The organism is Acinetobacter sp. 16, from assembly GCF_033439925.1.
GTDB classification, from domain to species: Bacteria; Pseudomonadota; Gammaproteobacteria; order Pseudomonadales; family Moraxellaceae; genus Acinetobacter; species Acinetobacter junii.
Map to the genome: position 1 here is coordinate 284,519 of NZ_CP137746.1, position 21,641 is coordinate 306,159.

The 21,641-nt window shown below is 38.9% G+C and carries 18 protein-coding genes; 8 read left to right on the forward strand and 10 right to left on the reverse strand.

Features of this window, described 5'->3' with window-relative positions:
* Window positions 1–4: 4 nt before the first annotated feature.
* The 6 genes from creC to mdtD all read right to left on the reverse strand — a co-directional run bounded on the left by creC (window position 5) and on the right by mdtD (window position 6,727).
* Window positions 5–1,438: a two-component system sensor histidine kinase CreC gene (gene creC / locus R2H34_RS01325; RefSeq protein WP_235620018.1), complete on the reverse strand. Its 1,434-nt coding sequence runs from the start codon at window positions 1,436–1,438 to the stop codon at window positions 5–7.
* A gap of 42 nt (window positions 1,439–1,480) precedes the next feature.
* Window positions 1,481–2,203: a two-component system response regulator CreB gene (creB, locus tag R2H34_RS01330; RefSeq protein ID WP_087540742.1), complete on the reverse strand. Its 723-nt coding sequence runs from the start codon at window positions 2,201–2,203 to the stop codon at window positions 1,481–1,483.
* Between the two features lie 298 nt (window positions 2,204–2,501).
* Window positions 2,502–3,569 (reverse strand): DNA polymerase IV, encoded by a 1,068-nt coding sequence (gene dinB, locus R2H34_RS01335; protein ID WP_318342385.1) that lies wholly within the window; start codon window positions 3,567–3,569, stop codon window positions 2,502–2,504.
* Complete coding sequence (locus tag R2H34_RS01340) at window positions 3,559–4,320, reverse strand: GH25 family lysozyme (RefSeq protein ID WP_087540745.1); 762 nt, start codon at window positions 4,318–4,320, stop codon at window positions 3,559–3,561. Before R2H34_RS01340 ends, dinB begins: the two co-directional genes overlap by 11 nt.
* A gap of 11 nt (window positions 4,321–4,331) precedes the next feature.
* Window positions 4,332–5,300 carry a hypothetical protein gene (locus tag R2H34_RS01345; protein ID WP_004958421.1) on the reverse strand — a complete coding sequence of 323 codons (969 nt, stop codon included), beginning with the start codon at window positions 5,298–5,300 and terminating at the stop codon, window positions 4,332–4,334.
* A gap of 38 nt (window positions 5,301–5,338) precedes the next feature.
* Entirely contained in the window at window positions 5,339–6,727 is a 1,389-nt protein-coding gene (gene mdtD, locus R2H34_RS01350) for a multidrug transporter subunit MdtD (protein ID WP_087540747.1), read from the reverse strand.
* 164 nt (window positions 6,728–6,891) lie between these two features.
* Here mdtD and R2H34_RS01355 point away from each other — a divergent pair, with 164 nt between their 5' ends.
* A complete protein-coding gene (locus R2H34_RS01355) occupies window positions 6,892–8,670 on the forward strand; it encodes a choice-of-anchor I family protein (protein WP_087540749.1) in 1,779 nt (592 codons plus the stop codon).
* 50 nt (window positions 8,671–8,720) lie between these two features.
* Here the strand turns inward: R2H34_RS01355 and R2H34_RS01360 are convergent, their stop codons facing one another.
* Window positions 8,721–9,341 carry a TIGR00730 family Rossman fold protein gene (locus tag R2H34_RS01360; RefSeq protein ID WP_004917099.1) on the reverse strand — a complete coding sequence of 207 codons (621 nt, stop codon included), beginning with the start codon at window positions 9,339–9,341 and terminating at the stop codon, window positions 8,721–8,723.
* A gap of 327 nt (window positions 9,342–9,668) precedes the next feature.
* Between R2H34_RS01360 and R2H34_RS01365 the strand changes: the two genes are divergently transcribed.
* The 3 genes from R2H34_RS01365 (at window position 9,669) to R2H34_RS01375 (ending at window position 12,521) form a co-directional block, all read left to right on the forward strand.
* A complete protein-coding gene (locus tag R2H34_RS01365) occupies window positions 9,669–11,243 on the forward strand; it encodes a TerC family protein (protein ID WP_004917094.1) in 1,575 nt (524 codons plus the stop codon).
* A 98-nt stretch (window positions 11,244–11,341) separates the two neighbouring features.
* Window positions 11,342–11,824, forward strand: a complete 483-nt coding sequence (locus R2H34_RS01370; RefSeq protein WP_087540751.1) for a YchJ family protein — start codon at window positions 11,342–11,344, stop codon at window positions 11,822–11,824.
* Window positions 11,825–11,876: 52 nt separating this feature from the next.
* Window positions 11,877–12,521, forward strand: coding sequence for a trimeric intracellular cation channel family protein (locus tag R2H34_RS01375; protein ID WP_004957253.1), 645 nt, complete (start codon window positions 11,877–11,879; stop codon window positions 12,519–12,521).
* A 61-nt stretch (window positions 12,522–12,582) separates the two neighbouring features.
* Here R2H34_RS01375 and R2H34_RS17860 read toward each other — a convergent pair.
* Window positions 12,583–13,402 (reverse strand): IS5 family transposase gene (locus R2H34_RS17860; RefSeq protein ID WP_410487163.1). Its coding sequence is split into 2 segments (ribosomal slippage): window positions 12,583–13,018 and window positions 13,017–13,402, totalling 822 coding nucleotides; the frame shifts between segments, so codons are not numbered across the junction.
* A 458-nt stretch (window positions 13,403–13,860) separates the two neighbouring features.
* Here R2H34_RS17860 and parC point away from each other — a divergent pair.
* A complete protein-coding gene (gene parC / locus R2H34_RS01390; RefSeq protein ID WP_087540982.1) occupies window positions 13,861–16,080 on the forward strand; it encodes a DNA topoisomerase IV subunit A in 2,220 nt (739 codons plus the stop codon).
* 154 nt (window positions 16,081–16,234) lie between these two features.
* Window positions 16,235–17,914: an AMP-binding protein gene (locus R2H34_RS01395; RefSeq protein WP_087540980.1), complete on the forward strand. Its 1,680-nt coding sequence runs from the start codon at window positions 16,235–16,237 to the stop codon at window positions 17,912–17,914.
* Between the two features lie 94 nt (window positions 17,915–18,008).
* Here R2H34_RS01395 and R2H34_RS01400 read toward each other — a convergent pair whose 3' ends face one another.
* Window positions 18,009–18,401, reverse strand: coding sequence for a hypothetical protein (locus R2H34_RS01400; RefSeq protein WP_004958447.1), 393 nt, complete (start codon window positions 18,399–18,401; stop codon window positions 18,009–18,011).
* Window positions 18,402–18,545: 144 nt separating this feature from the next.
* On the opposite strand from R2H34_RS01400, the gene R2H34_RS01405 reads away from it, so the two are divergent.
* Complete coding sequence (locus R2H34_RS01405) at window positions 18,546–18,944, forward strand: MAPEG family protein (protein ID WP_005403514.1); 399 nt, start codon at window positions 18,546–18,548, stop codon at window positions 18,942–18,944.
* 115 nt (window positions 18,945–19,059) lie between these two features.
* Window positions 19,060–19,587, forward strand: coding sequence for an inorganic diphosphatase (ppa, locus tag R2H34_RS01410; RefSeq protein WP_004957263.1), 528 nt, complete (start codon window positions 19,060–19,062; stop codon window positions 19,585–19,587).
* A gap of 106 nt (window positions 19,588–19,693) precedes the next feature.
* Here ppa and R2H34_RS01415 read toward each other — a convergent pair whose 3' ends face one another.
* The gene (locus R2H34_RS01415) at window positions 19,694–21,019 is read right to left on the reverse strand and encodes an OprD family outer membrane porin (protein ID WP_087540979.1); all 1,326 of its coding nucleotides are present in this window, start codon (window positions 21,017–21,019) and stop codon (window positions 19,694–19,696) included.
* Window positions 21,020–21,641 lie beyond the last annotated feature (622 nt).

Below are 21,641 nucleotides of genomic sequence, written 5' to 3' on the forward strand. Positions count from 1 at the left end.
AAGCTTATGTGAAGTTTCGATGAAGTATAATTTTTACCAGTACTCCTGATTTGTGTTGCTCTAAGAAATCTAAATAATTTTCAGGGATATTTTGAATGGTGACGTGACCTTGATGCTGTTGGATAATCTGCTGCACGATACTCAGACCAATACCTGTACTTCGTTGCTGATTTTGGGGACGAGGTAATGAAAAATAGGTTTCAAAGACACGATTTAAAGCGTATTCAGGGATGGCTTCACCCTCATTGAATAATAGTATTTCAATACCACCAGTGATAGTGATGGTATTTGCCCTGAGTTGAATTGCGAGAAGACCTTGTTCAGAGCAAAAGTCTCTTGCGTTATCTAAAAGATTATTGATTGCTTGTTTAAGCCAAAAGGGATCAGCATAGATTGCGCAATATTCAGGAATATTCAGCTCTACTTGAATTTGTTTAATTTGGAGAGCACTCTGTTGTTGTATCAAACAATCCCGAATTAATTTTGATAAATCAATGTTTTGAAACTCTAAGGCGTGCTGATTTTTCTCTAAGCGTGTGAGCAGTAGCATGCGTTCGATTAAAGATTGTAAGCGATGACTTTGCTCAACAATATGTGCTGCAAATTGTTGTTGATCTGCTAAGGGTAAATCATCTTGTAATAGTTCTGCACTGGCTTGAATTGCCGTGAGTGGGCTTTTTAACTCGTGGGTTAGCGTATTGACATAATTTTCGACATAAGCACGATCTTCGAGTTTCTCTCGCATTTCACTGAGCGCTTGTGTCACTTGGTTGAGCTCTTTTGCAGAATAGAAAAATGGAGCTTGATTGACGGGTGCTAGTGCTTGAGCATAGCGACGCACCTTATCAATACTGTGTCTTAACCAATATGCCACCATGCTTGCGAGTAATAAACTCAATGCGGCGATCCATAGCGCCTGATGAATCAGTTGACGTTCTGCACGAGCAATATACGGTTGTACGGATTGATTTGGTTTACCAATGCTAACTACACCAAGTAATTGTTGTTTGTAAATAATGGGTGCAGCAATATGCATCACGCTGCTGTTTCGATCATAAGGATTGGTTGCAGTAGAACGTGCGCCGTATTTGCCGCGTAAAGTCAGATAAACATCATTCCATTTAGAATAGTCTTGCCCAACGGCTTGACCTTCGGAGTCGTAGATGACAATACCGTGCTGATCTGTAATATACAGTTGTTGGTTAATTTCATCTTTTTGATGCTGCCAAATTGTGGCATTGAGTTGGCGTGATAATGCTGCTTGAATTTTTTGATCAAATTCAGGTGTACTGACTTTTTGTTGTGCCACATCTTCTGCAATCAGTTGGGCAATGATATTGGCATTCTCGGCGAGAGTATCTTCGACCACTTGACGTACATTTGGTTTAACCTGTTGATTCAACGTGTATGCAATAAAGCTCAGGCTCAGCACAACCACTAAGCTAAAGAAAAACCAAATGCGGATAAAGATGGACATTGGTTAACCTAACTTCACTAAACTATACCCAAACCCTCGATGTGTTCGAATGGGATCATCATCAGGGGTAATTTGTTTAAGCTTTTGTCTTAAACTTTTAATATGGGTATCGACTGTACGTTCTAGGCTATGCTCAGGATGTTCCCAAATATGATCCATCAGTTGTTGTCGACTAAAGACTTGTTCAGGATGCTGAATCAGTAAAAATAACAAACGATATTCATAGCGTGTCAGGTGCAGTATTTGCCCATGATATTGAATCTGTAGCGATTGCGGATTACACGTCCATGTTGCAGATTGTAGGGGTATTTCTACTTTGCTAATTGATGGTTGTGATGAGATATTTTGCGCCTGTATTTCCATTCTGCGCCAAATGGCTTTGATTCGTGCCACAATTTCTCTTGCACTAAAAGGTTTTGTACAATAATCATCTGCGCCGATTTCTAGACCGACAACCCGATCAATTTCATCATCACGTGCAGTGAGGAATAATAAAGGTGTTTGATATTTTTGGCGTAGCTGTTTGCAGACTTCAAAACCATTCTGATCAGGTAAACCAACATCTAAAATAATAAAATCAAAAGCTTGTTCTGAAAGATATTGTAGTGCTTGAGCCCCTGTATTTGCCCAGCTTACACTCCAGCCTTCGCGCTCAAGTGCATAGCGTAGCGGAAGAATAATCGCAGCTTCATCTTCAACACAGAGAATTTGTTTTTGATTCATCATGATTAACTAATCAATATTTTCTAATTTTATTGGGTTAGTTTAGCGGAAGATGTGGTTGAGAAAACTAGGAATACTCATTTTTATAATTATTTAATAAAGCAAAGGACACTTGAAGTGCCCTGTAATATTCGGATTTGATCGTCACGCCAACCACAGGAGCAAATGCTAAAAGCGAGGATTTCTTTAGCAAGAGCAAATGACAAGGATAATGTCACTGCGATGCTTAGAGTACTGAAAACTGCATAAAAAGCAAACATAAATTTGAACGAGAATTGTGCTTTTGCATAAAAAAGCAACGTTACCACAAGGAAAGTTGAGATTCTTCCTCATGCGTCTGTAGTTGGTAAACGCCTACACCGACTAAACGGAACTGAAAACTTTGATCAATATGTATTTCTTCGATTAATTGCAAAACCACTTGTTCTAAATCTTGCTGCGAGCGCAGAGGGAGTTTAAAACTCTTACTATGCTGCAAGGTTTGAAAGTTTTTGAGTTTGAGTTTGACGTTTACCCCACGAGCAGTCAGTTGTTTTTTTTGCAAACTGCGCCAGACTTGCTCTGCTAAAGGCTGCCAAGCATGAGTACATTGATTCAATGTGTAGTCATCATCAAAGGTAATTTCTTTCGAGATTTGTTGGCGTTCACGTTCTGCTTTGACGGGACGATGATCAATACCTTGTGCGTATAAATATAGTTGTTTACCGTATTTTCCGAAGTGATGGATGAGTACGTTCTCTTCTATTTTTTGTAGGTCGCCCAAGGTGTGTAAATTTAATTGATTTAATTTTTCATGTGTAACTTTGCCAACGCCTGGGATTTTATTCAGTGCTAAGTCTTGAATAAAATGTTGGATTTGATGGGGTTTGATTACAAATAATCCATTCGGTTTATTCCAATCAGATGCGATCTTAGCCAAAAACTTATTAGGTGCAACGCCCGCGGAGGCTGTTAGTCCTGTGACGGCAAAAATATCTGCGCGAATTTGAGTCGCAACTTCAGTAGCGCTCGGGATGTTTTTTAGATTCTCAGTGACATCTAAATAAGCCTCATCTAAAGATAATGGTTCGATGAGTGGTGTGTATTGCTGAAAAATTTGATGAATTTGTGCTGAAACTTCGCGATATTTCTCAAAATGAGGTTCAATCACCACCACTTGAGGACAAAGCTTTTTTGCTTGTCCCATCGACATCGCAGAACGTAGACCAAAAACACGAGCAGGGTAGGAGGCAGCGGCAATGACAGCGCGTGGATGGTGTGAGGAAATGACCACTGGTAAGTCTTTAAGTTCAGGACGATCACGTAGCTCAACTGAGGCAAAAAAAGCATCCATATCGATATGAATGATTTTGCGTAACTCATTTGCCATCTTGAATGCCTTGCTGCTCAAGGAAGATACGCCACTGGCGTGGTGAATCCGCATACACATTTAAATCAACAGCTTTAGGTATCCCATCAATTTTTCCAGTTTGGGTGTGTTGCCAAAATAGCCATTTTCGTCCGTCTTTTAATTCTGGTTTAGCTTCGTAATCACGAACCCATAGCGGCGTATCGTTAAAGCTCCCCATCAAAACGATGTGATAAAAACTCTTAGAAATATAGAAAATAGGTTGTTTGCCATAATGTTGTTGTAATTGATCATGCATGACCTGAATTTCTTTGAGTAACTGTTCTTTGGTATAAGTATTAATACAATTACTGTCATATTCCAAATCAATCACAGGGGGAAGGGCATCTGCTTTCTTTGGAACAGTCGCGATAAAATTTTCAGCTTGAACTTTGCCATCACGACACAGGCGATAGAAATGATAAGCACCGACATGCAACCCCTGTTCGCGAGCTTTTAGCCAGTTGTCCTGAAACTTACGATCTTTAAAATCGCCACCTTCTGTGGCTTTGAGATAGACAAATTGATATTGCATCGGAGAGATTTTTTTCCAGTTAATCTCACCTTGATGATGTGAAACATCTAAACCGCGAATCGAATAATCTTGTGCAGAAGCTTTTTGTTGGTAGAACAAACCGAAATAACTGACGATACCTAACATGACGGCTAAACCGATACTGGTATAAGTCGGATAATGCTCAGAGAGTCGGTATTTCGCAGTTTTTTTCGCCATGTCGTCAGAAGTTATGCAAGGTCTAATAGAGAGTCGGATTTACAATACTGATCATGGATTGATTGTACTCGTTTTGCTTTGGGATGAACCATCTGACTACCAAATTGTTCCACAAATCTACACGATGCATAATCTTTAGCCTGTTGTTCATATTCACGAACCCAGTTTTCTCTGTGTGCCATGCGCTCGTTTGATATCGGCCATATACCTTGTCTTAATCGCTCTACGCCTATTCGCCACGGTTTAGGGCTGATTCGGGCGCGAAAGCAATTTTGATTTTGGCACATCAGGTCATAATAGGGATCGGCATAAATTGCTTTGAAAAATGATTGAACTTGCTCACCTCGAGGCTCAAAGATTTGATGCATAACTAAAATTCGATAACCATTCGGCGTGCGATAAACACGTAAGTGCCATGTTGGATAATGTGTTGAGAACGCTCTAATTTTCTCTAGAGCTTGTTGTTCAGGTGTGCCCTTAAGTTTTTGTTGGAATTTAAATACTGATTTTGCAATCAGGCTCGTAACTAGAAGCGAAAGGACAAATCCAATGCCAAAGATAAACCCAGAAGAAAAATAAAATGCGCCTAAACCGCTGCTAGCCAGTAATATAAAGAAAATGATGAAGTACAAACTAGAATGAGGTTGGGTCACAAAATCAATATCTGCGAATAAGACATCAGGTGTGTTTAGACATAATGCACCATAGCTATTACGCGTAATAATCACATCATCGTACTGGCTGATGATTTCCTCTCGAATAGGTAAGCCCTCTGCACCGTTATAAGCAACTTTATGATCGATACGCCGAACCTTTTTATCTATTTTAAGTTGTTCAAGCGCCTCAAAGACTCGTTGCTCGGCATGCTGCTGAGCCGCTTCAATATTTTCATCTGACCAACCAAAGCGTTTAATCGTATATTGGCGACCTTCAAATTTCGTTTTGGTTTTTGCTTCAGCCCAATATTTAGGGACGATCATCTCTAGATCCTTCTTATTTTTGATATTTTATTACTTAATTAATCTGTTGTTTCTTTGGGAATTTGCCAAAAAATCCAAGCAGTAATGATATTGATACATCCTAAAGAGATGAGTGTGGCATGGAAAGCTGTAGTTATCGATGATGCTGGAAAATGTTGACCATATACATTGATCAATGTGCCTGCTAAAGCAACCCCGATACTCATTGAGAGCATCATAATCATTGATAAGAAGCTATTTCCACTACTCGCATCATGCTGTGGTAAATCTTTAAGGGTGAGCGTATTCATGCCAACAAACTGCAGTGAGTTGAGCGTCCCAAAGATAAATAAATGTAATATTTTTAGCCATTGAGGCGTATCAGCGGTCATTAATGCAAAACTGGCAATACATAGACCCACCAATACGGTATTGGTGAGCAGAAAGCGACGATAACCCACTCGTTGAATGATCGGTCGAATAATCGGTTTGGAAAATAATGAACCTAGTACCATCGGGATCATCATTAAACCTGTGATAAAGGGTTCGAAGCCAAAAGCCACTTGCAGCATCAACGGTAAAATAAAGGGAATCGCATTACTGCCTAGACGAGCAAAGAAATTTCCTAGTACCCCAATTGAAAAAATCTTATAGCGAAATAAACGTCCATGAAACAAAGCATTTTGATGGCTATGTGCATGATAGGCATACGCAACTGTTGCAATCGTGCCTGCGACTAATAAGGAAATACTGACTAAACCTGAATATTGAGGTGCAGCAATATTTTCAATGCCTAAAGACAATCCGACCATTGCGATCATGAGCAAGATAAAACCACTTAGATCAAAGGCTTTTACGCTAGGTTCTTTTTGGTTAGGCATGACTTTAAAGGTCATGATCATCCCAAAGACTCCCATCGGGATATTAATCAGGAAAATCCAGTGCCATGTGGTGACTTCGACGAGCCATCCACCCAATGTCGGTCCCATGAGTGGACCAATTAAACCAGCCAAACTCATTAGGCTCATAGCGGAGAGAAACTGAGAGCGAGGAATTAATTTAAGTAGTGCCAAACGACCAACAGGCATGAGCAATGCACCACCAATCCCCTGAATGACACGAAAGAATAGCAACTGATCGAGATTTTGGGATAAGCCACAACCTAGTGATGCTAAGCCGAAAATGACCATCGAACTGAGATAAATATTGCGAATACCAAAGCGATCAGCAAGCCAACCGCTTAACGGGATACAGGCTGCGACGGATAAAACATAAGCGACAATGACTCCATGCATTTGTAATGGGTCTTCATTGAGCTGAACTGCCATAGCAGGAATCGCCGTGTTGACGATCGTGGTGTCTAAGGCTTGCATAAAGAAGCCTATCGAAACCAATAATACCAACAAGCGAAATTCAGGTTGTACAGCTTGATGAGTCGTCGTTGTCATATATTTTAAGGCGCTAAAACTCTATTCAAGTTTAATGCAAAAGAGCCTGAAAGAAAGACAATAATTGTCAAAGAGACGTCATCGAAATGACATCAAAATGTCATCGAATTTGAATCTCAGAACACTAGATTGATCCTACTTAATAAATCGTATGGAAATTGATCATGAAGTTTAAGATTTCAGTTTTATTGACAGCTTTACTGTCTGTGGGATTAGTGGCATGTAACGATAATAATGACAACAACAATAAATCAGAACAAATTGAACCTACCCCTGAAACCATTAAATTAAGTGTATTAGGACACTATAAAACCAATATTTTTGCTGAAAGTGCAGCAGAAATTCCTGCGTATGATGCGGCAAGCAAACGGTTATTTGTCGTGAATGCACAAAAAGGTTTGGTAGATGTACTAGATGCATCTAAGCCTGAACAACCTATTCATATTGCAGAACTCTCTGCACGTGATTATTTAGCTGACTCAGAAGTGAATAGTGTTGCAGTGCAAAATGGCATCGTGGCGATTGCAGTCCAAGCAAAAAATAAAACCGATGCAGGTCTCGTGGTTTTCTTTAATGCCAAAGATTTGAGTTTTATGAGTAAAGTGGCTGTAGGTTCGTTGCCTGACATGCTGACCTTTAGTCCAAATGGCAAAACTGTTTTAGTGGCAAATGAAGCTGAGCCAAATGATGATTATTCGATTGATCCTGAAGGTTCGGTCAGTATTATTGATATTCGAGACATTAAACAACCTAAAGCGAGTATTGCTGATTTTAGAGCTTGGAATAGCCAAAAGGCAGATCTCATGGCAAAAGGTGTGCGTATTTTTGGACCAAATGCTACGGTTGCTCAAGATTTAGAACCCGAATACATCACCATTTCAGGTGACAGCAAAACGGCATGGGTGACATTACAAGAAAATAATGCGATTGCACGAATTGATATTGCTCAGCAGAAAGTTACCGATATTTATCCATTGGGCTATAAAGATCATGGCGTAATGGGTAATGAACTGGATGTCAGTGATAGAGACAGCGAGATAGATATCAAAACTTGGGCTGGTTTAGTGGGTATGTATCAGCCAGACTCGATTGCGAATTATCAAGTGAATGGACAAACCTATTTGGTCACAGCCAATGAAGGGGATAGCCGTGAATGGTTAAAAGATGAAGATGCTTACTTCGCAGGTAATCTAGCTCAAGGTTATGTTGAAAATATCCGTATGAAGCATTTATTTAACAGTAAAGGCTTCAATGCGGAAGGTGATTATCCTGCCCATTTACAAAAGATCGCAAATGGTGTGAAAGGAGCTAAACTTAATCCTGTTACATTTGCCTATTGTGGTGCGACAGCAACCGAAGCAGGAGATTGTCGTAAAGATGGTAATTTAGGCCGTTTAAATATCGCATGGAATATGGGATATCAAACCAATGCGGATGGATCACCAAAGCTAGATGCAAATGGACGATTAATTTACGATAAATTGTATGCCTATGGCGCACGTTCATTTAGTATTTGGAATACCCAAGGACAGCTGGTATGGGATTCAGGAAGTGAGTTTGAGAAGAAAATTTCTGAACTGTTTCCAAATTATTTTAATACCGATCATGAAGCCGTTAGTTTAGATGATCGTAGTGATAATAAAGGTCCTGAACCTGAAGGTATTACACTGGGCACGATTGGTGCGAAGACCTTTGCATTTATTGGTTTAGAGCGAATGAGTGGCGTGATGGTATATGACATGACTACACCAATGCAGCCTAAATTTGTTGAATATTTCACGACTCGTAATTTTGTGGAAACGGATAGTGCCAAGCAAGGTGATTTAGGACCAGAAGGTTTGATCTTTATCGCTGCCAAAGACTCACCAAATGGTAAGCCCTTATTGGTTGTCGGAAATGAAGTAAGTGGCTCTACTGCAATTTATCAAGTGAATGTTCAGTAATAAGTTATAAAAAAGCGGATCAATAGGTCCGCTTTTTTGATCAAAATACATCAAACTTCAATATGGGTCGGTGCATCCAAATTTTTAATTACATTAGAAATTTGTTCAGTGGTTTCACAAATAATCACTTTGGCACGATGTTGAGGGGGAAGAAATCCTTCTTCTACTGCATAATCAAGTTGAGCAATCAGTGCATCATAGAAACGATTGACGTTATAAATAATCATTGGTTTTTGATGCTGATTGAGTTGTCCCCAAGTCGCAATTTCTAGAATTTCTTCAAAAGTTCCCAAGCCACCTGGCAGAGCAATAAAGGCACTAGCACGCTCAGCCATTAACGCTTTACGTTCATGCATGGTCTCAACGACGTGTAACTCGGTGAGTTTACTATGAGCAATTTCATAATCCAGCATGAACTCAGGAATTACACCAACGACTTCGCCACCATGTTCTAAAACCGTGTCTGCGACTTGTCCCATTAGACCAATACTAGCACCGCCATATACGATGCCAAAGCCTTGATCAGCGACATGCTGTGCGAGTTCAATCGCTTTATCGCGGTAGATTGGTTTATTACCGGTACGTGAACCACAATATAGCGCAATTAAAGCTTGAGTTGTTTTTGGGAGAGGTGTTGTTCTTTTCTCAGTCATTCTTAGTACACTATTCATTTCGTTTATTTTTCACCTTATCATTTTCATTGTAGTTGTCTAGGCTAAATCACTTTTATGACAGTTTTATGCACATTTTACATACAATCTCTTTTGGCAATACTTAGAAAGAATTTGTAAGAAACATCCACATAAAAAAGGTGAATTTCACTACGATCTTGCCTATACTGAAAATCCTTTTATTAATTTATGTACCTCTATGAGTAGTGGTTGTTGTCGCTCCGCTTTGTTTTTATTTCCTAAGAAAAATGTTTTGGCTGCTAATGCTGGCCTTTTAAAATTTAAACTCCAATACCTTGCTGCCAATTTTGCAGAGGAGTCTCGTCAATGATCTTCGAATGGATGTCTGACCCTTCTGCATGGGTTGGTTTGGCGACTCTAGTCGTATTGGAAATCGTATTAGGTATTGATAACCTTGTTTTTATTGCGATTTTGGCGGAAAAATTACCGCCAGAACAACGTGCTGCTGCTCGTAGAATTGGTTTAATTCTCGCATTATTAATGCGTTTGGTTTTGTTGGCATCTATCGCTTGGGTGGTCACTTTAACCCAACCGCTTTTCCATGTGTTCGATCATCCTTTCTCAGGGCGAGATTTGATTCTGTTGTTCGGTGGTGTGTTCTTATTGTTTAAAGGAACAATGGAATTACATGAGCGAATTGAAGGTAAGCAGACCTTAAAAGAAGAAAATCCAGTACATGCTGCATTCTGGATGGTGGTTGTACAGATCGTTGTACTTGATGCGGTATTCTCACTTGATAGTGTGATCACCGCTGTGGGTATGGTCAAAGACCTTTCAGTGATGATGATCGCGGTGACTATTGCGATTGGTATCATGTTGTTGGCAGCACGTCCTTTGATGGAGTTCGTCAACAAACACCCAACCGTTGTGATTCTGTGTCTCGGTTTCTTGATGATGATTGGTTTCTCCTTAGTCGTTGAAGGCTTTGGTTTCCATATTCCGAAAGGCTATTTATACGCAGCGATCGGATTCTCTGTTTTGGTTGAAATGGTCAACCAAACTATGCGTCGTAACCAAGAAAAACTTGTGACAACGACTGACTTGCGCTATCGCACTGCTTCAGCAGTGTTGCGTATGTTGGGCGGCAAAAATGATGGTCAAAACAAAGAAGCGGAAGATGTTTTAGCAACTCAAGCTTATGCCAAAGAAGTCTTTGACGAAGATAATGGTGTGTACCATAGCGTACTTGTACAAGGTGTACTGGGATTGTCGGAACGACCTGTTAAATCGGTCATGACACCTCGTCCAGAGTTAGAGTGGTTAGATTTAGATTCTGATCCTGAAGAGTTAAAACAGCGCTTAATGGCAATGACCCACTCACGTTTAATTATTGCGCGTGGTGAGCTGGATAATATTGAAGGTATTGTTCTGACTCATAAAGTATTAAATGAATATATTGAAACAGGCTCAATTGATTTCACAAAACATATTAGAGAACCTTTGATTGTTCATGAAAATGCGCAAGTGTTGATGGTGATGGAGCAATTACGTCAAGCACCTTTGCAAATGGCGATTGTACTCAATGAATATGGTTCAATTGAGGGTATTGCGACTCCTATTGATGTGCTTGAAGCAATTGCTGGTGAGTTCCCTGATGAGGATGAACTCGAAGCTGCGGCAGCAAGCTTAGAAGACGGTTCAATGTTGTTAGAAGGATCGACTGATATTCGCCATGTGTCATTGTTACTCGGTAAGGACTTAGTTGATGAAAGTGAAGAATATTCAACTTTGTCGGGTTATATTCTTTTCCATTTAGGACGTTTGCCTGAAAATGGTGAAATGATCGAAGCCGATGGTCATCGCTTTGAGGTGGTGACGATGGATGGGCACAAGATTGAAAAAGTGCGCATCATTGCAAAAGACAAAACATCTGAAAAGTAATTCGATTTGTTGAGTTGCTTTAAGTCCCTGAGCTAAATCTAATATGTAGAGCAATCACATTATGGTTTTCTCAGGGTTTTTATTTTTGAGAATGAAAAATGACTGTGTTAGAGAATTGCCCTTGCGGACAAGGTTTATACATAAATTGTTGTCAGCCTTTGCATCTAAAACAACAATTTGCTGAACATGCAGAGCAGTTGATGCGTTCACGCTATAGCGCGTTTGCCTTGCAAAAAATAGATTATATTATTAAGACGACTGCTTTAGGTCAACAGTCTATGCTTGATCGTGCTGCAATCGCAGATTGGAGTCAGTCTAATCAATGGTTAAAATTAGAAGTGTTACAATACCAGCCTAAACTTGATAAAACTCATGCCTTAGTCGAATTCAAAGCCCATTATTGTGATCAAAATCAGGATGCAAAACAGCAGCATATACATCATGAAATTTCACATTTTGTTTTACATCAGCAGCGTTGGTATTTTCTTGATCCAACCTTGAATATGCAAGTCACCATGAAACAACCGTGTATTTGTGGTTCGGGGAAAAAATTTAAACAATGTTGTGCACAATTCATCTAAGTTTGTCTTAAAATAGCGCACACTTTTATGCCTGATTGAAGGATGTAGGCAGATGTTGCTCACCGTTATTTACATTATTGCCATTACTGCGGAAGCAATGACAGGAGCTCTGTCAGCGGGCCGTCGTAGTATGGACTGGTTCGGTGTGACACTGATTGCCTGTGTGACAGCTTTGGGTGGTGGTTCAGTTCGAGATGTGTTGTTAGGGCATTATCCTTTAACTTGGGTGAAGCATCCTGAGTATTTGGTACTGACGTGTTGTGCCGCATTTGTCACGATTATTATTGCCAAATGGATGAAGCATTTACGCAATATCTTCTTGGTACTTGATGCTTTAGGTTTAATTGGTTTTACCATTATTGGTTGCCAAATTGCGTTGTCGATGGGGCACGGTTTTGTCGTTTCAGCCGTTGCAGGAGTTTTGACAGGAGTATCAGGTGGTATTCTGCGTGATATTCTGTGTAATGACGTGCCTTTAGTGTTCCGCCGTGAGCTATATGCCAGTATCTCCTTTGTTGCTGTGATCTGTTATTGGGTCTGCTTAGAGGTCGGTTTGCCACATGATTTGACCGTTATTTTCACTTTGGTTTTTGGTTTCACTTTACGTTTGATCGCGATTTATTTTGGCTTGGAAATGCCGAAATTTATTTATAAAGAAGATGATGCGGAATCTGCTTCGTCTACGGATGAGCATTGATTGATTAGCTGTATATGCGATGCTTTGAGATAAATTAAAATGAATAGACCTCTTGCAAAAATCATTTTTTAACCAACTCCATGTTGTAAATTGCAGCAATTAAATTCAGACGTAAACCCATGCGTTTACGCCTATTTCGATAACGTGTAGCCAGAATTCTAAAGGTCTTTAATTTTTCATTGACGTGTTCAATTCGAATACGACGTTTACTAATTTCCCGATTTATTTGCTTCTGTAATAAAGTTAACGGCTTCTTTTTACTTGCCTTGAATGGCATCAGGCATTTTATCCCCAAACGATTTAAACCTAAATAACCTTTATCAATAAGCATAAAGGCTTGATATCTCTGCTTTTTACGTTGAGCCTTAAACAACTGGAAATCATGTGTACTCCCATGTGTAAGACCTAATGAAATAATCTGCATCGTTTCATAATGAATGATGAGTTGAGCTTTGATCGTATGTCGTTTTTTCTTACCGCTGTAGAATCTTTTCTGTTTTTTTTGGACGCTCAATTGTCATTTCAGTTGCATCGACAATAACAACATTCCAATCTATCCATGCACCATGCGGTAGTTTCTTAGGTAAATGAAATTTATCAGATTTTATTAAAATATTTTCTATTTTATGAATAATTCTGGACGCAGTTGATTCGTGGATTCCATAACTCATAGCAACATGAAAGAGCGTGCGATATTCACGCCAATAACTTAGCGTCATTAACAGTTGGTCTTCAAGTGAAAGACTCGAAGGTCTACCTCGTTGAGTATTGACTTGGCTTGACTCTAATACTTCAAGCATTTCTAAAAAGGTTGAGGGTTGTATTCCAATCAGTCGTTTAAACTGACTATTTGATAGCATCTTTACTTTTTCATATTTCATGTACTCATGATAGTAGAACATGACTTTTTAATGTGGATAAAAAACAAACAAAACGTTGATCGTTTTTTGATTTTTGCAAGAAGTCTAATGATATCAAGTTTGATAAGAAAGATTTTTATAAAAGTAACAAGCTTTTTCTTATCTTGGTGATTGTATATTTTCTGGCACAGTATAAGTCTCAGTTAGATGTTTTAAACATTCTGCATGATCTCCTTTTATTCGGAGTGACTGTCGGATTGTTCAAATTACTAAGAAATACTCAACAAGATCAACTGAATTATCTTATTCCGAATATTATGTTTATTTGTCTCATAATTTTTCAGATTGTATTTAAGAAATAACATCTCTTGTAAGACAGCATTTGACGTTTAAACAACAACAAGGGCTTGTCACAACGCTTTCATCCACATAGCATACAAAGCATTGACGATAACAATGATTTTGGATGACTCGCTGAAATGACCAGCCTTGCACATCATGCAACCGAAAACCGTTCCGTAGCTGAATTCACAGAACAAGCTTATTTAAACTATGCCATGTACGTGATCATGGATCGTGCATTGCCACATATCAGTGATGGTTTAAAACCTGTACAGCGCCGTATCGTATATGCGATGAGTGAGTTAGGTTTAAAATCAACAGGTAAGCCAAAGAAATCTGCACGTACTGTCGGTGATGTACTGGGTAAATACCATCCACATGGTGACTCAGCATGTTATGAAGCGATGGTGTTGATGGCTCAGCCGTTCAGTTATCGTTACCCATTGATCGAAGGTCAAGGCAACTGGGGTTCACCAGACGATCCTAAATCCTTCGCTGCGATGCGATATACCGAAGCTAAACTGTCCGCTTATAGTGAATTATTGCTGAGTGAACTAGGACAGGGCACCAGCGAATGGCAAGATAACTTTGATGGTTCGATGAAAGAACCAATTACTTTACCTGCACGTATTCCCAATATTTTGCTGAATGGCACCACAGGAATTGCGGTGGGGATGGCGACTGACATTCCGCCTCATAACTTACGTGAAGTGGTAAAAGGTACGATTGCATTGATTCGCAATCCTGAAACCACAGATGAAAAATTAGCAGAATACATCCCTGCACCAGATTTACCGACTAAAGCAGAAATTATTACCCCACCTGAAGAATTATTAAAAATTCAAACCACAGGTCGTGGTAGTTATCGTATGCGTGCGGTATATACCATTGATAAAAATGAAATCGTAATTACTGAACTACCGTATCAAGTTTCAGGTTCCAAAGTGATTACTCAAATCGCTGATCAAATGATCGCTAAGAAATTGCCTTTGGTCAGTGATGTACGAGATGAATCGGATCATCAAAACCCAACACGTTTGGTGATTGTACTGCGCTCTAACCGTGTCGATGCAGAAACGGTAATGAGTCACTTATTTGCTACGACGGATTTGGAATCTAGCTATCGCGTCAATCTAAATATGATTGGCGCGGATGGTCGTCCGCAAGTTAAATCGATTCGCCGTATTTTGTTGGAATGGATTGAAATTCGTAAGCAAACGGTGACACGTCGTCTTCAATACCATTTAAATAAAATCGAAAAACGACTGCATATCTTGGCAGGTCTTTTAACTGCTTATCTCGATATTGATACTGTGATTCGAATTATTCGTGAGGAAGATCAACCAAAACCAGTGTTGATGCAGCACTTTGGGATTGATGACATTCAAGCGGAAGCCATTTTAGAGTTAAAGCTTCGTCACCTCGCCAAGCTTGAAGAAATGGAAATTCGTCGTGAGCAGGAAGAGTTAGAAGCGAAAGCTGCGATTATTCGTGAGCAATTGGCAAACCCAGAATCATTGAAGAATTTAATCATAAATGAATTAAAAGAAGATGCTAAAAAGTTCGGTGATGATCGCCGTTCACCTATCGTTACTCGTGCTGATGCTGTACAAATTAAAGAGCAGGACTTAATGCCTGCGGAAACGGTGACGGTTGTTTTATCCGAAGCAGGTTGGGTGAGAGCTGCCAAAGGCGGTGATGTCGATGCTGCGAACTTAAACTATCGTGCTGGCGATCAATATCTCAGCCATGCAGTTGGAAAGACCAATCAGCGGGTGTATTTCTTGGATGAAACAGGTCGAAGCTATGCTTTACCGATCAGTAGTTTGCCATCGGCACGTGGATTGGGTGAGCCTTTAAGTTCTAAACTTGCACCAGCCAGCGGTGTGTCATTTATTCAAGTCTTTATTGAAGATGATGCGAGTGAATTGCTTGCCGTGAGTTCAAATGGTTACGGCTTCAAAACACAAGCAGCTCAACTTGATACCAATGCTAAGGCAGGTAAATCCTTCTTGACTGTGGCAGATAAAGCGACGGCATTACCATTGTTGCCAATTCAGCAAGCGACACATGTTGCAATCTTAAGTTCTGCGGGTAGGTTACTTATCGTTGATTTGACTGAGTTACCTGTGCTGAATAAAGGTAAAGGTAACAAGTTGATACAACTTGATGAAAAAGAGCAAATTTTATCCATGACAACCTTGAATTTAGATGAAATAATCCAAGTCGCTGCAGGACAACAACATCTAAAACTGAAAGGGGATGATCTCCAAAAATATATAGGAAAAAGAGCAACAAAGGGGCAACTTTTACCACGGGGATATCAAAAAGCAAATAGACTCCTCATTCAGAGATAAGGCTAGTATTCTGCGACACAAATACGTTATATATGAAATATATTCATCTTGTGTGAATAGATTGACAAGGCAATTCAAAAAGTTAAAAAAAATGTTTTGCCATGGAAAGTAACGTTGTTACATTTTAAGGATTACACTCGGAGATAATGGCATTATGGAAAAGATTTGGTTTGCTGAATACCAAAAGACAGGAATTCCAGAAACAGTTGCACTGCCTGCTGAAAACACCTCACTTGTTGATATTTTTGAACGCAATTTCCAAAAATTTGGTTCACGTGATGCCTTTATCTTCATGGATAAAGTTTTAACGTATAATGAATTAGAAGTCGCTAGTCGTAAATTCGCAACATATTTACAAAGCCTGGGTTTGGCAAAAGGATCACGCGTTGCGGTGATGATGCCTAACGTATTCCAATACCCAGTGGTTGCTTTAGGTGTATTCCGTGCAGGCTTAGTACTGGTAAATGTGAATCCACTTTACACAGCACGCGAACTTGAGCATCAATTAAATGACTCAGGCGCGGAAGCTCTTGTGATCATTGAAAACTTTGCAAGTGTATACCAAAGCATTATTGGTAAAACGCCTGTGAAGCATGTTGTGGTAGCAACTGTTGGCGATATGTTGGGGACCTTAAAAGGTACGATCGTTAACTTCGTTTTACGTAAAGTGCGTAAGCAAATTCCTGCTTGGAACATTCCAGGTCATGTGAAGTTTAATACTGCATTAAACAAAGTAAGCCCAAGCAATTATAAACGTCCAAGCTTAACCTTGAGTGACACTGCTGTACTTCAGTACACAGGTGGTACAACAGGTGTTTCAAAAGGTGCTGAATTAACTCATCGCAACCTTGTATCAAACTTATTGCAGTGTGACGGAATTTTCTCAAGTAAATTCGGTACGGGTGATGGTGCTAAAGATGACCGTATCGTATGTGCTTTACCGCTTTATCACATCTTTGCATTCATGGTGTGTGCACTTTACGGTATGTACAAAGGTCAAGCGAATATCTTGATTCCTAACCCACGTGACTTACCAGTTGTTGTTGGTGAATTACGCAAATATAAACCTTCATTCTTCCCAGCAGTAAATACATTATTTAATGCTTTAGTGAACAATGAAGAGTTTAAACAACTTGACCATAGCAATCTTAAGATGGCAATGGGTGGTGGTATGGCTGTATTGCCTTCAACTGCTGCTGCTTGGAAGAAAGTAACAGGTACGATCATTATCGAAGGTTATGGTTTATCTGAAACTTCACCAGTTGCAACTGCAAACCCACCAACAACAACTGAGTTTAGTGGCACAATCGGTATTCCATTGCCATTAACAGAAGTTGTATTGCTTGATGATGATGGTAACGAAGTAGCACAAGGCGAACAGGGTGAGATTTCAATCCGTGGTCCTCAAGTCATGAAAGGTTACTGGAACCGTCCTGACGAAACTGAAAAAGTGATGACTAAAGATGGTTTCTTCCGTACTGGTGACGTCGGTATCATGGATACACGTGGTTACTTCAAGATTGTAGACCGTAAGAAAGATATGATCTTGGTTTCAGGCTTTAATGTTTATCCAAGTGAAATCGAAGAAGTGATTGCAAAACATCCTAAAGTATTGGAAGTTGCTGCGATTGGTGTGCCTGATGAAAAATCAGGTGAAGTGCCAAAACTATTCATCGTGAAAAAAGATCAGTCATTAACGACTGAAGAAATCTTGGCTTATGCAAAACAAAACTTAACAGGTTACAAATGCCCTCGTTATGTTGAGTTTATGGATGACTTACCAAAATCAAACGTAGGTAAAATCTTACGTAAAGATTTACGTAAACCTGCTTAAGCAACCAACCTTTACACTGCTATAACCGCAGCTCACCCTTTAAAAAAAGGGAGGCTGCAAAAACGCCGCAATCGCGGCGTTTTTTTGTTTGGGTTTATTTAGAGTTATTCGACTTCATTAACCAGCGATCAATATACGGTCGACCTATGCCGACAATCCCGACAAATACAACCATTGTGGCAAGTTGGAAACGTAGACGAGTAGGATCAATCCCATTAAAACTAAAATAATTATCTGCTACAGCGTAAGCAACAATAATACTCAACCAATGCCAAAGCGTTAAACGCTTAATCCCAACAGCATAGAAGGCAATCGTCAGTATAACAAAGGTTCCTAGAGTCGATTGCCAGTTCAAGTTTGCACAAATGACACTGAGTAAAAATGCCATGATTGGCAGCACGACTTTCAATACACGATCTACGAGGACTTGATGTTGTCGTTGCTGTGCAAGTACTTCAAACATTTCTTTTTGATCTGGATGTTGCATAGTCTAACCCTAGAAAACTAAAAATGAGTTACAAGTGGATGGCATATAAACTTGAGAGATTTGTCGAATATACACAAATGAAAATTAAATAAATTTTAGGTTATGATAGCATGATCAAAAGAATTTCAAGTGACGGATGTGAGCATGCAAGGTATTGGCGGCATTATATTGATTATTATCGTCGCGTGTCTGTTGCCCTATGTTTTCACCTTGATTGCAAAATCGAAGGGTGGTTTTCAAGCAAAAGATAATCAGAATCCGCGTGAATTTCTAGCTAAAACGACAGGTTTGGCCGCACGTGCCAATGCTGTACAGCAAAATAGTTTTGAAAGCTTACCTTTGTTTATTGCGGCTATATTAATGGCTGAATATATGGTGGTACCTGAGAAATTTATTATGACTTTAGGTTGGGCTTATATCGTTTTTCGCGTGATTTACGGTATTTGTTATCTAGCGAATTTAGCGACTTTACGTTCGATCATTTGGTTTTTTTCGCTACTTTGTCCGATTCTCCTTTTTGTGATTACTGTCAAAATGACTTAAGGTGAATAAAATAGAAAATTTTCTAGCTGATGGTTTTCTAGCATCATTTTCATTGTATTCACGTTATAATCTCTCGGATTTACATCTAAGTTCACCAATATAAACGAGTGTTGATATGAGTTATAGCAATATTCCTGCGGGTAAAGACGCACCAAACGACATTTATGTCATCATTGAAATTCCTGCAAATGCAGCACCTATCAAATACGAAATCGATAAAGATTCGGATGCGTTATTTGTAGATCGTTTTATGGGTACAGCAATGTTCTACCCTGCGAACTACGGTTATGTGCCAAATACATTATCTGAAGATGGTGACCCATTAGACGTTCTTGTTGTAACTCCACATCCTGTTGCTGCTGGTTCTGTGATTCGTTGCCGTCCAGTTGGTAAATTAAATATGGAAGATGATGGTGGTATCGATGCGAAACTTATCGCGGTTCCACACGAAAAGTTATCTCCACTATACAAAGATGTTAAAGAATATACGGATCTTCCGCCATTATTGATTAGCCAAGTTGAGCATTTCTTTGCACATTACAAAGATTTAGAGCCAGGCAAATGGGTAAAAATTAGCGGTTGGGAAAGTGCAGATGTTGCTAAGGCTGAAGTATTGAAAGCAATCGAAGCTGCTAAGAAGTAATTTTCTGAGTAGATTCAGCTAGATTTTATGATTTAAAGTCTAGCTGATAAAGAAACCTCCATTCAATTGAATGGAGGTTTCTTTATGACTTAAATAAAGCTGTGAATTAGAACAGTTTCACAGGAATATCAAGGAACAAACGCCATTCATTGGTTGAGCCAATGACATTGCTGACATATTCTTTAGAAACATTATTATAGGTATCACTTGAACGTAAGTAAGAATAGCGAACACGTAGGCTTGCATCTTTCAATGCACCTGTTTGAACTGTATATTTGACTTGGTTAAAGAACTCATGTTCTTCGGCTTGGTCAATGATTTTTGAGCGATCTGTTATTTTAGCGATATCAATATCCCAACCATAAACAAATGCAGTTGTCCAGTTTAGACCAGGTAAACCGTGATTTTTGAAGTTGTAGTTATATTGTAGCCCGACAGATTTTTCATCATTACCATTAAAGTCACCTAAATAGGAATTAGGGACATAGATACTTTGTAAACCATCAGCATTATAGCCATAGTCATATCCAGTATTACCTGTGTTATCTTGATAAGAAAGCATGACATTATGTACATCTTTGCCATAGCCCACTGAAACAGCCCAAATCGAGTTTTTACGGTTTGCTAGATCATCTGTGGTATGTGAATCAGTGAGTGCATCTTTATCCCATTTTGTATGATAACCCATGGCATCAAGTGTTAAGGTACTCTTGTCTTTTAAGCTTTGGGTAAAGTTTACATTAGCATAATGACGTTCTAACTTATCTTGAACATCTAAGCCATAATACGATGAATTGAGTTGATCATTAAATTTATATTTAGCACCCCAAACTACTGCACGATCAAGCCCTTGACCTGTCACATCTTTATCGGTACTAATTTGGTTTGACATTTGGTTTTTTGTGAATTTACCTGCAACCACATTTAGATTTGGAATTTCATTACTTTGAATGAAAACACCTGTGTAATACTCAGGCACTAAACGGGCTTGATTACTTGCCATGACAGGAAGTGTTGACACCTGTGTACCATAAGTCACGGTTGTGTTGGAAATACGTGCTTTCACATTGGCACCACCACGAGCCCAATGATCATAAGCAAATCCACGATCATCTACAGGAATCATTTGATTACCCGTATTATTATTCGCACCAAGCTTGAAAGATGCATCACCTACTAGGCCAACACCAAAGCCAACAACACCCTTTGTAAAGCCTGATTGAAGATCAAAAATGGCAGTTTGCGCTGTTGAGCTTGTATCATTTGTTAAACCGTCTTTTTTATCACGATTTAAAAAGCCTGTGCGGAACAATACTGAACCATTTGCATCCTCAACAAAACCTTTAGCTTCGCTTTGTTCGCTTGCATATGTTGAGGAGATCAATGCGGCATTAATCAAAACCGCTAATGTTAGTTTCTTTGCCTTTGGCATAGGTGGCCTCATAATAAATAAGATCAATTTCGATCAAATAGAAATTTTGACCAATTGTATAAGTTATACATAAAAAATATAGATTTTTATTAAATTATTTTAATCATTTTTACACAAAATTAAGCTAACATTTTATGATTTAATTATCGTTTAAAATTAAATCATATTTAAATTAATATATTGATTTTTATTAATATATTGTTTTATTTTAATCGTAAAATATATTGATTATTTTTTAGCTTAATGCATTTAAAATACGTGATTTGTTTCTATTTTTCTCTTTTATTTTAATGATTTATTTTTTCTTTGATCAAAAGCTATTCGACTGATTTGCAAAAAATTACATCCCGACGAATGACATTTTTTGCTGTACAAAAACGCACCATTATTTTCAGGCAGATTTAAGTTTTATCTGTGCACTTTTAGGGGGCGATTCAGGCTATATCAACATATTTAATTGTTATTTAAGGAGAACAGCACTTTTTATTAAATTGAATTGCATTATTTTTGTGCATTTTTTAGGCGCAACAATGGCAGTTCTTCTTAATAGTTCAGAAAAATGAACCTTATTAAAGAAAAAATAATATTTCAGCACAGCCAAATGGCGTCGATAGCACTCTTA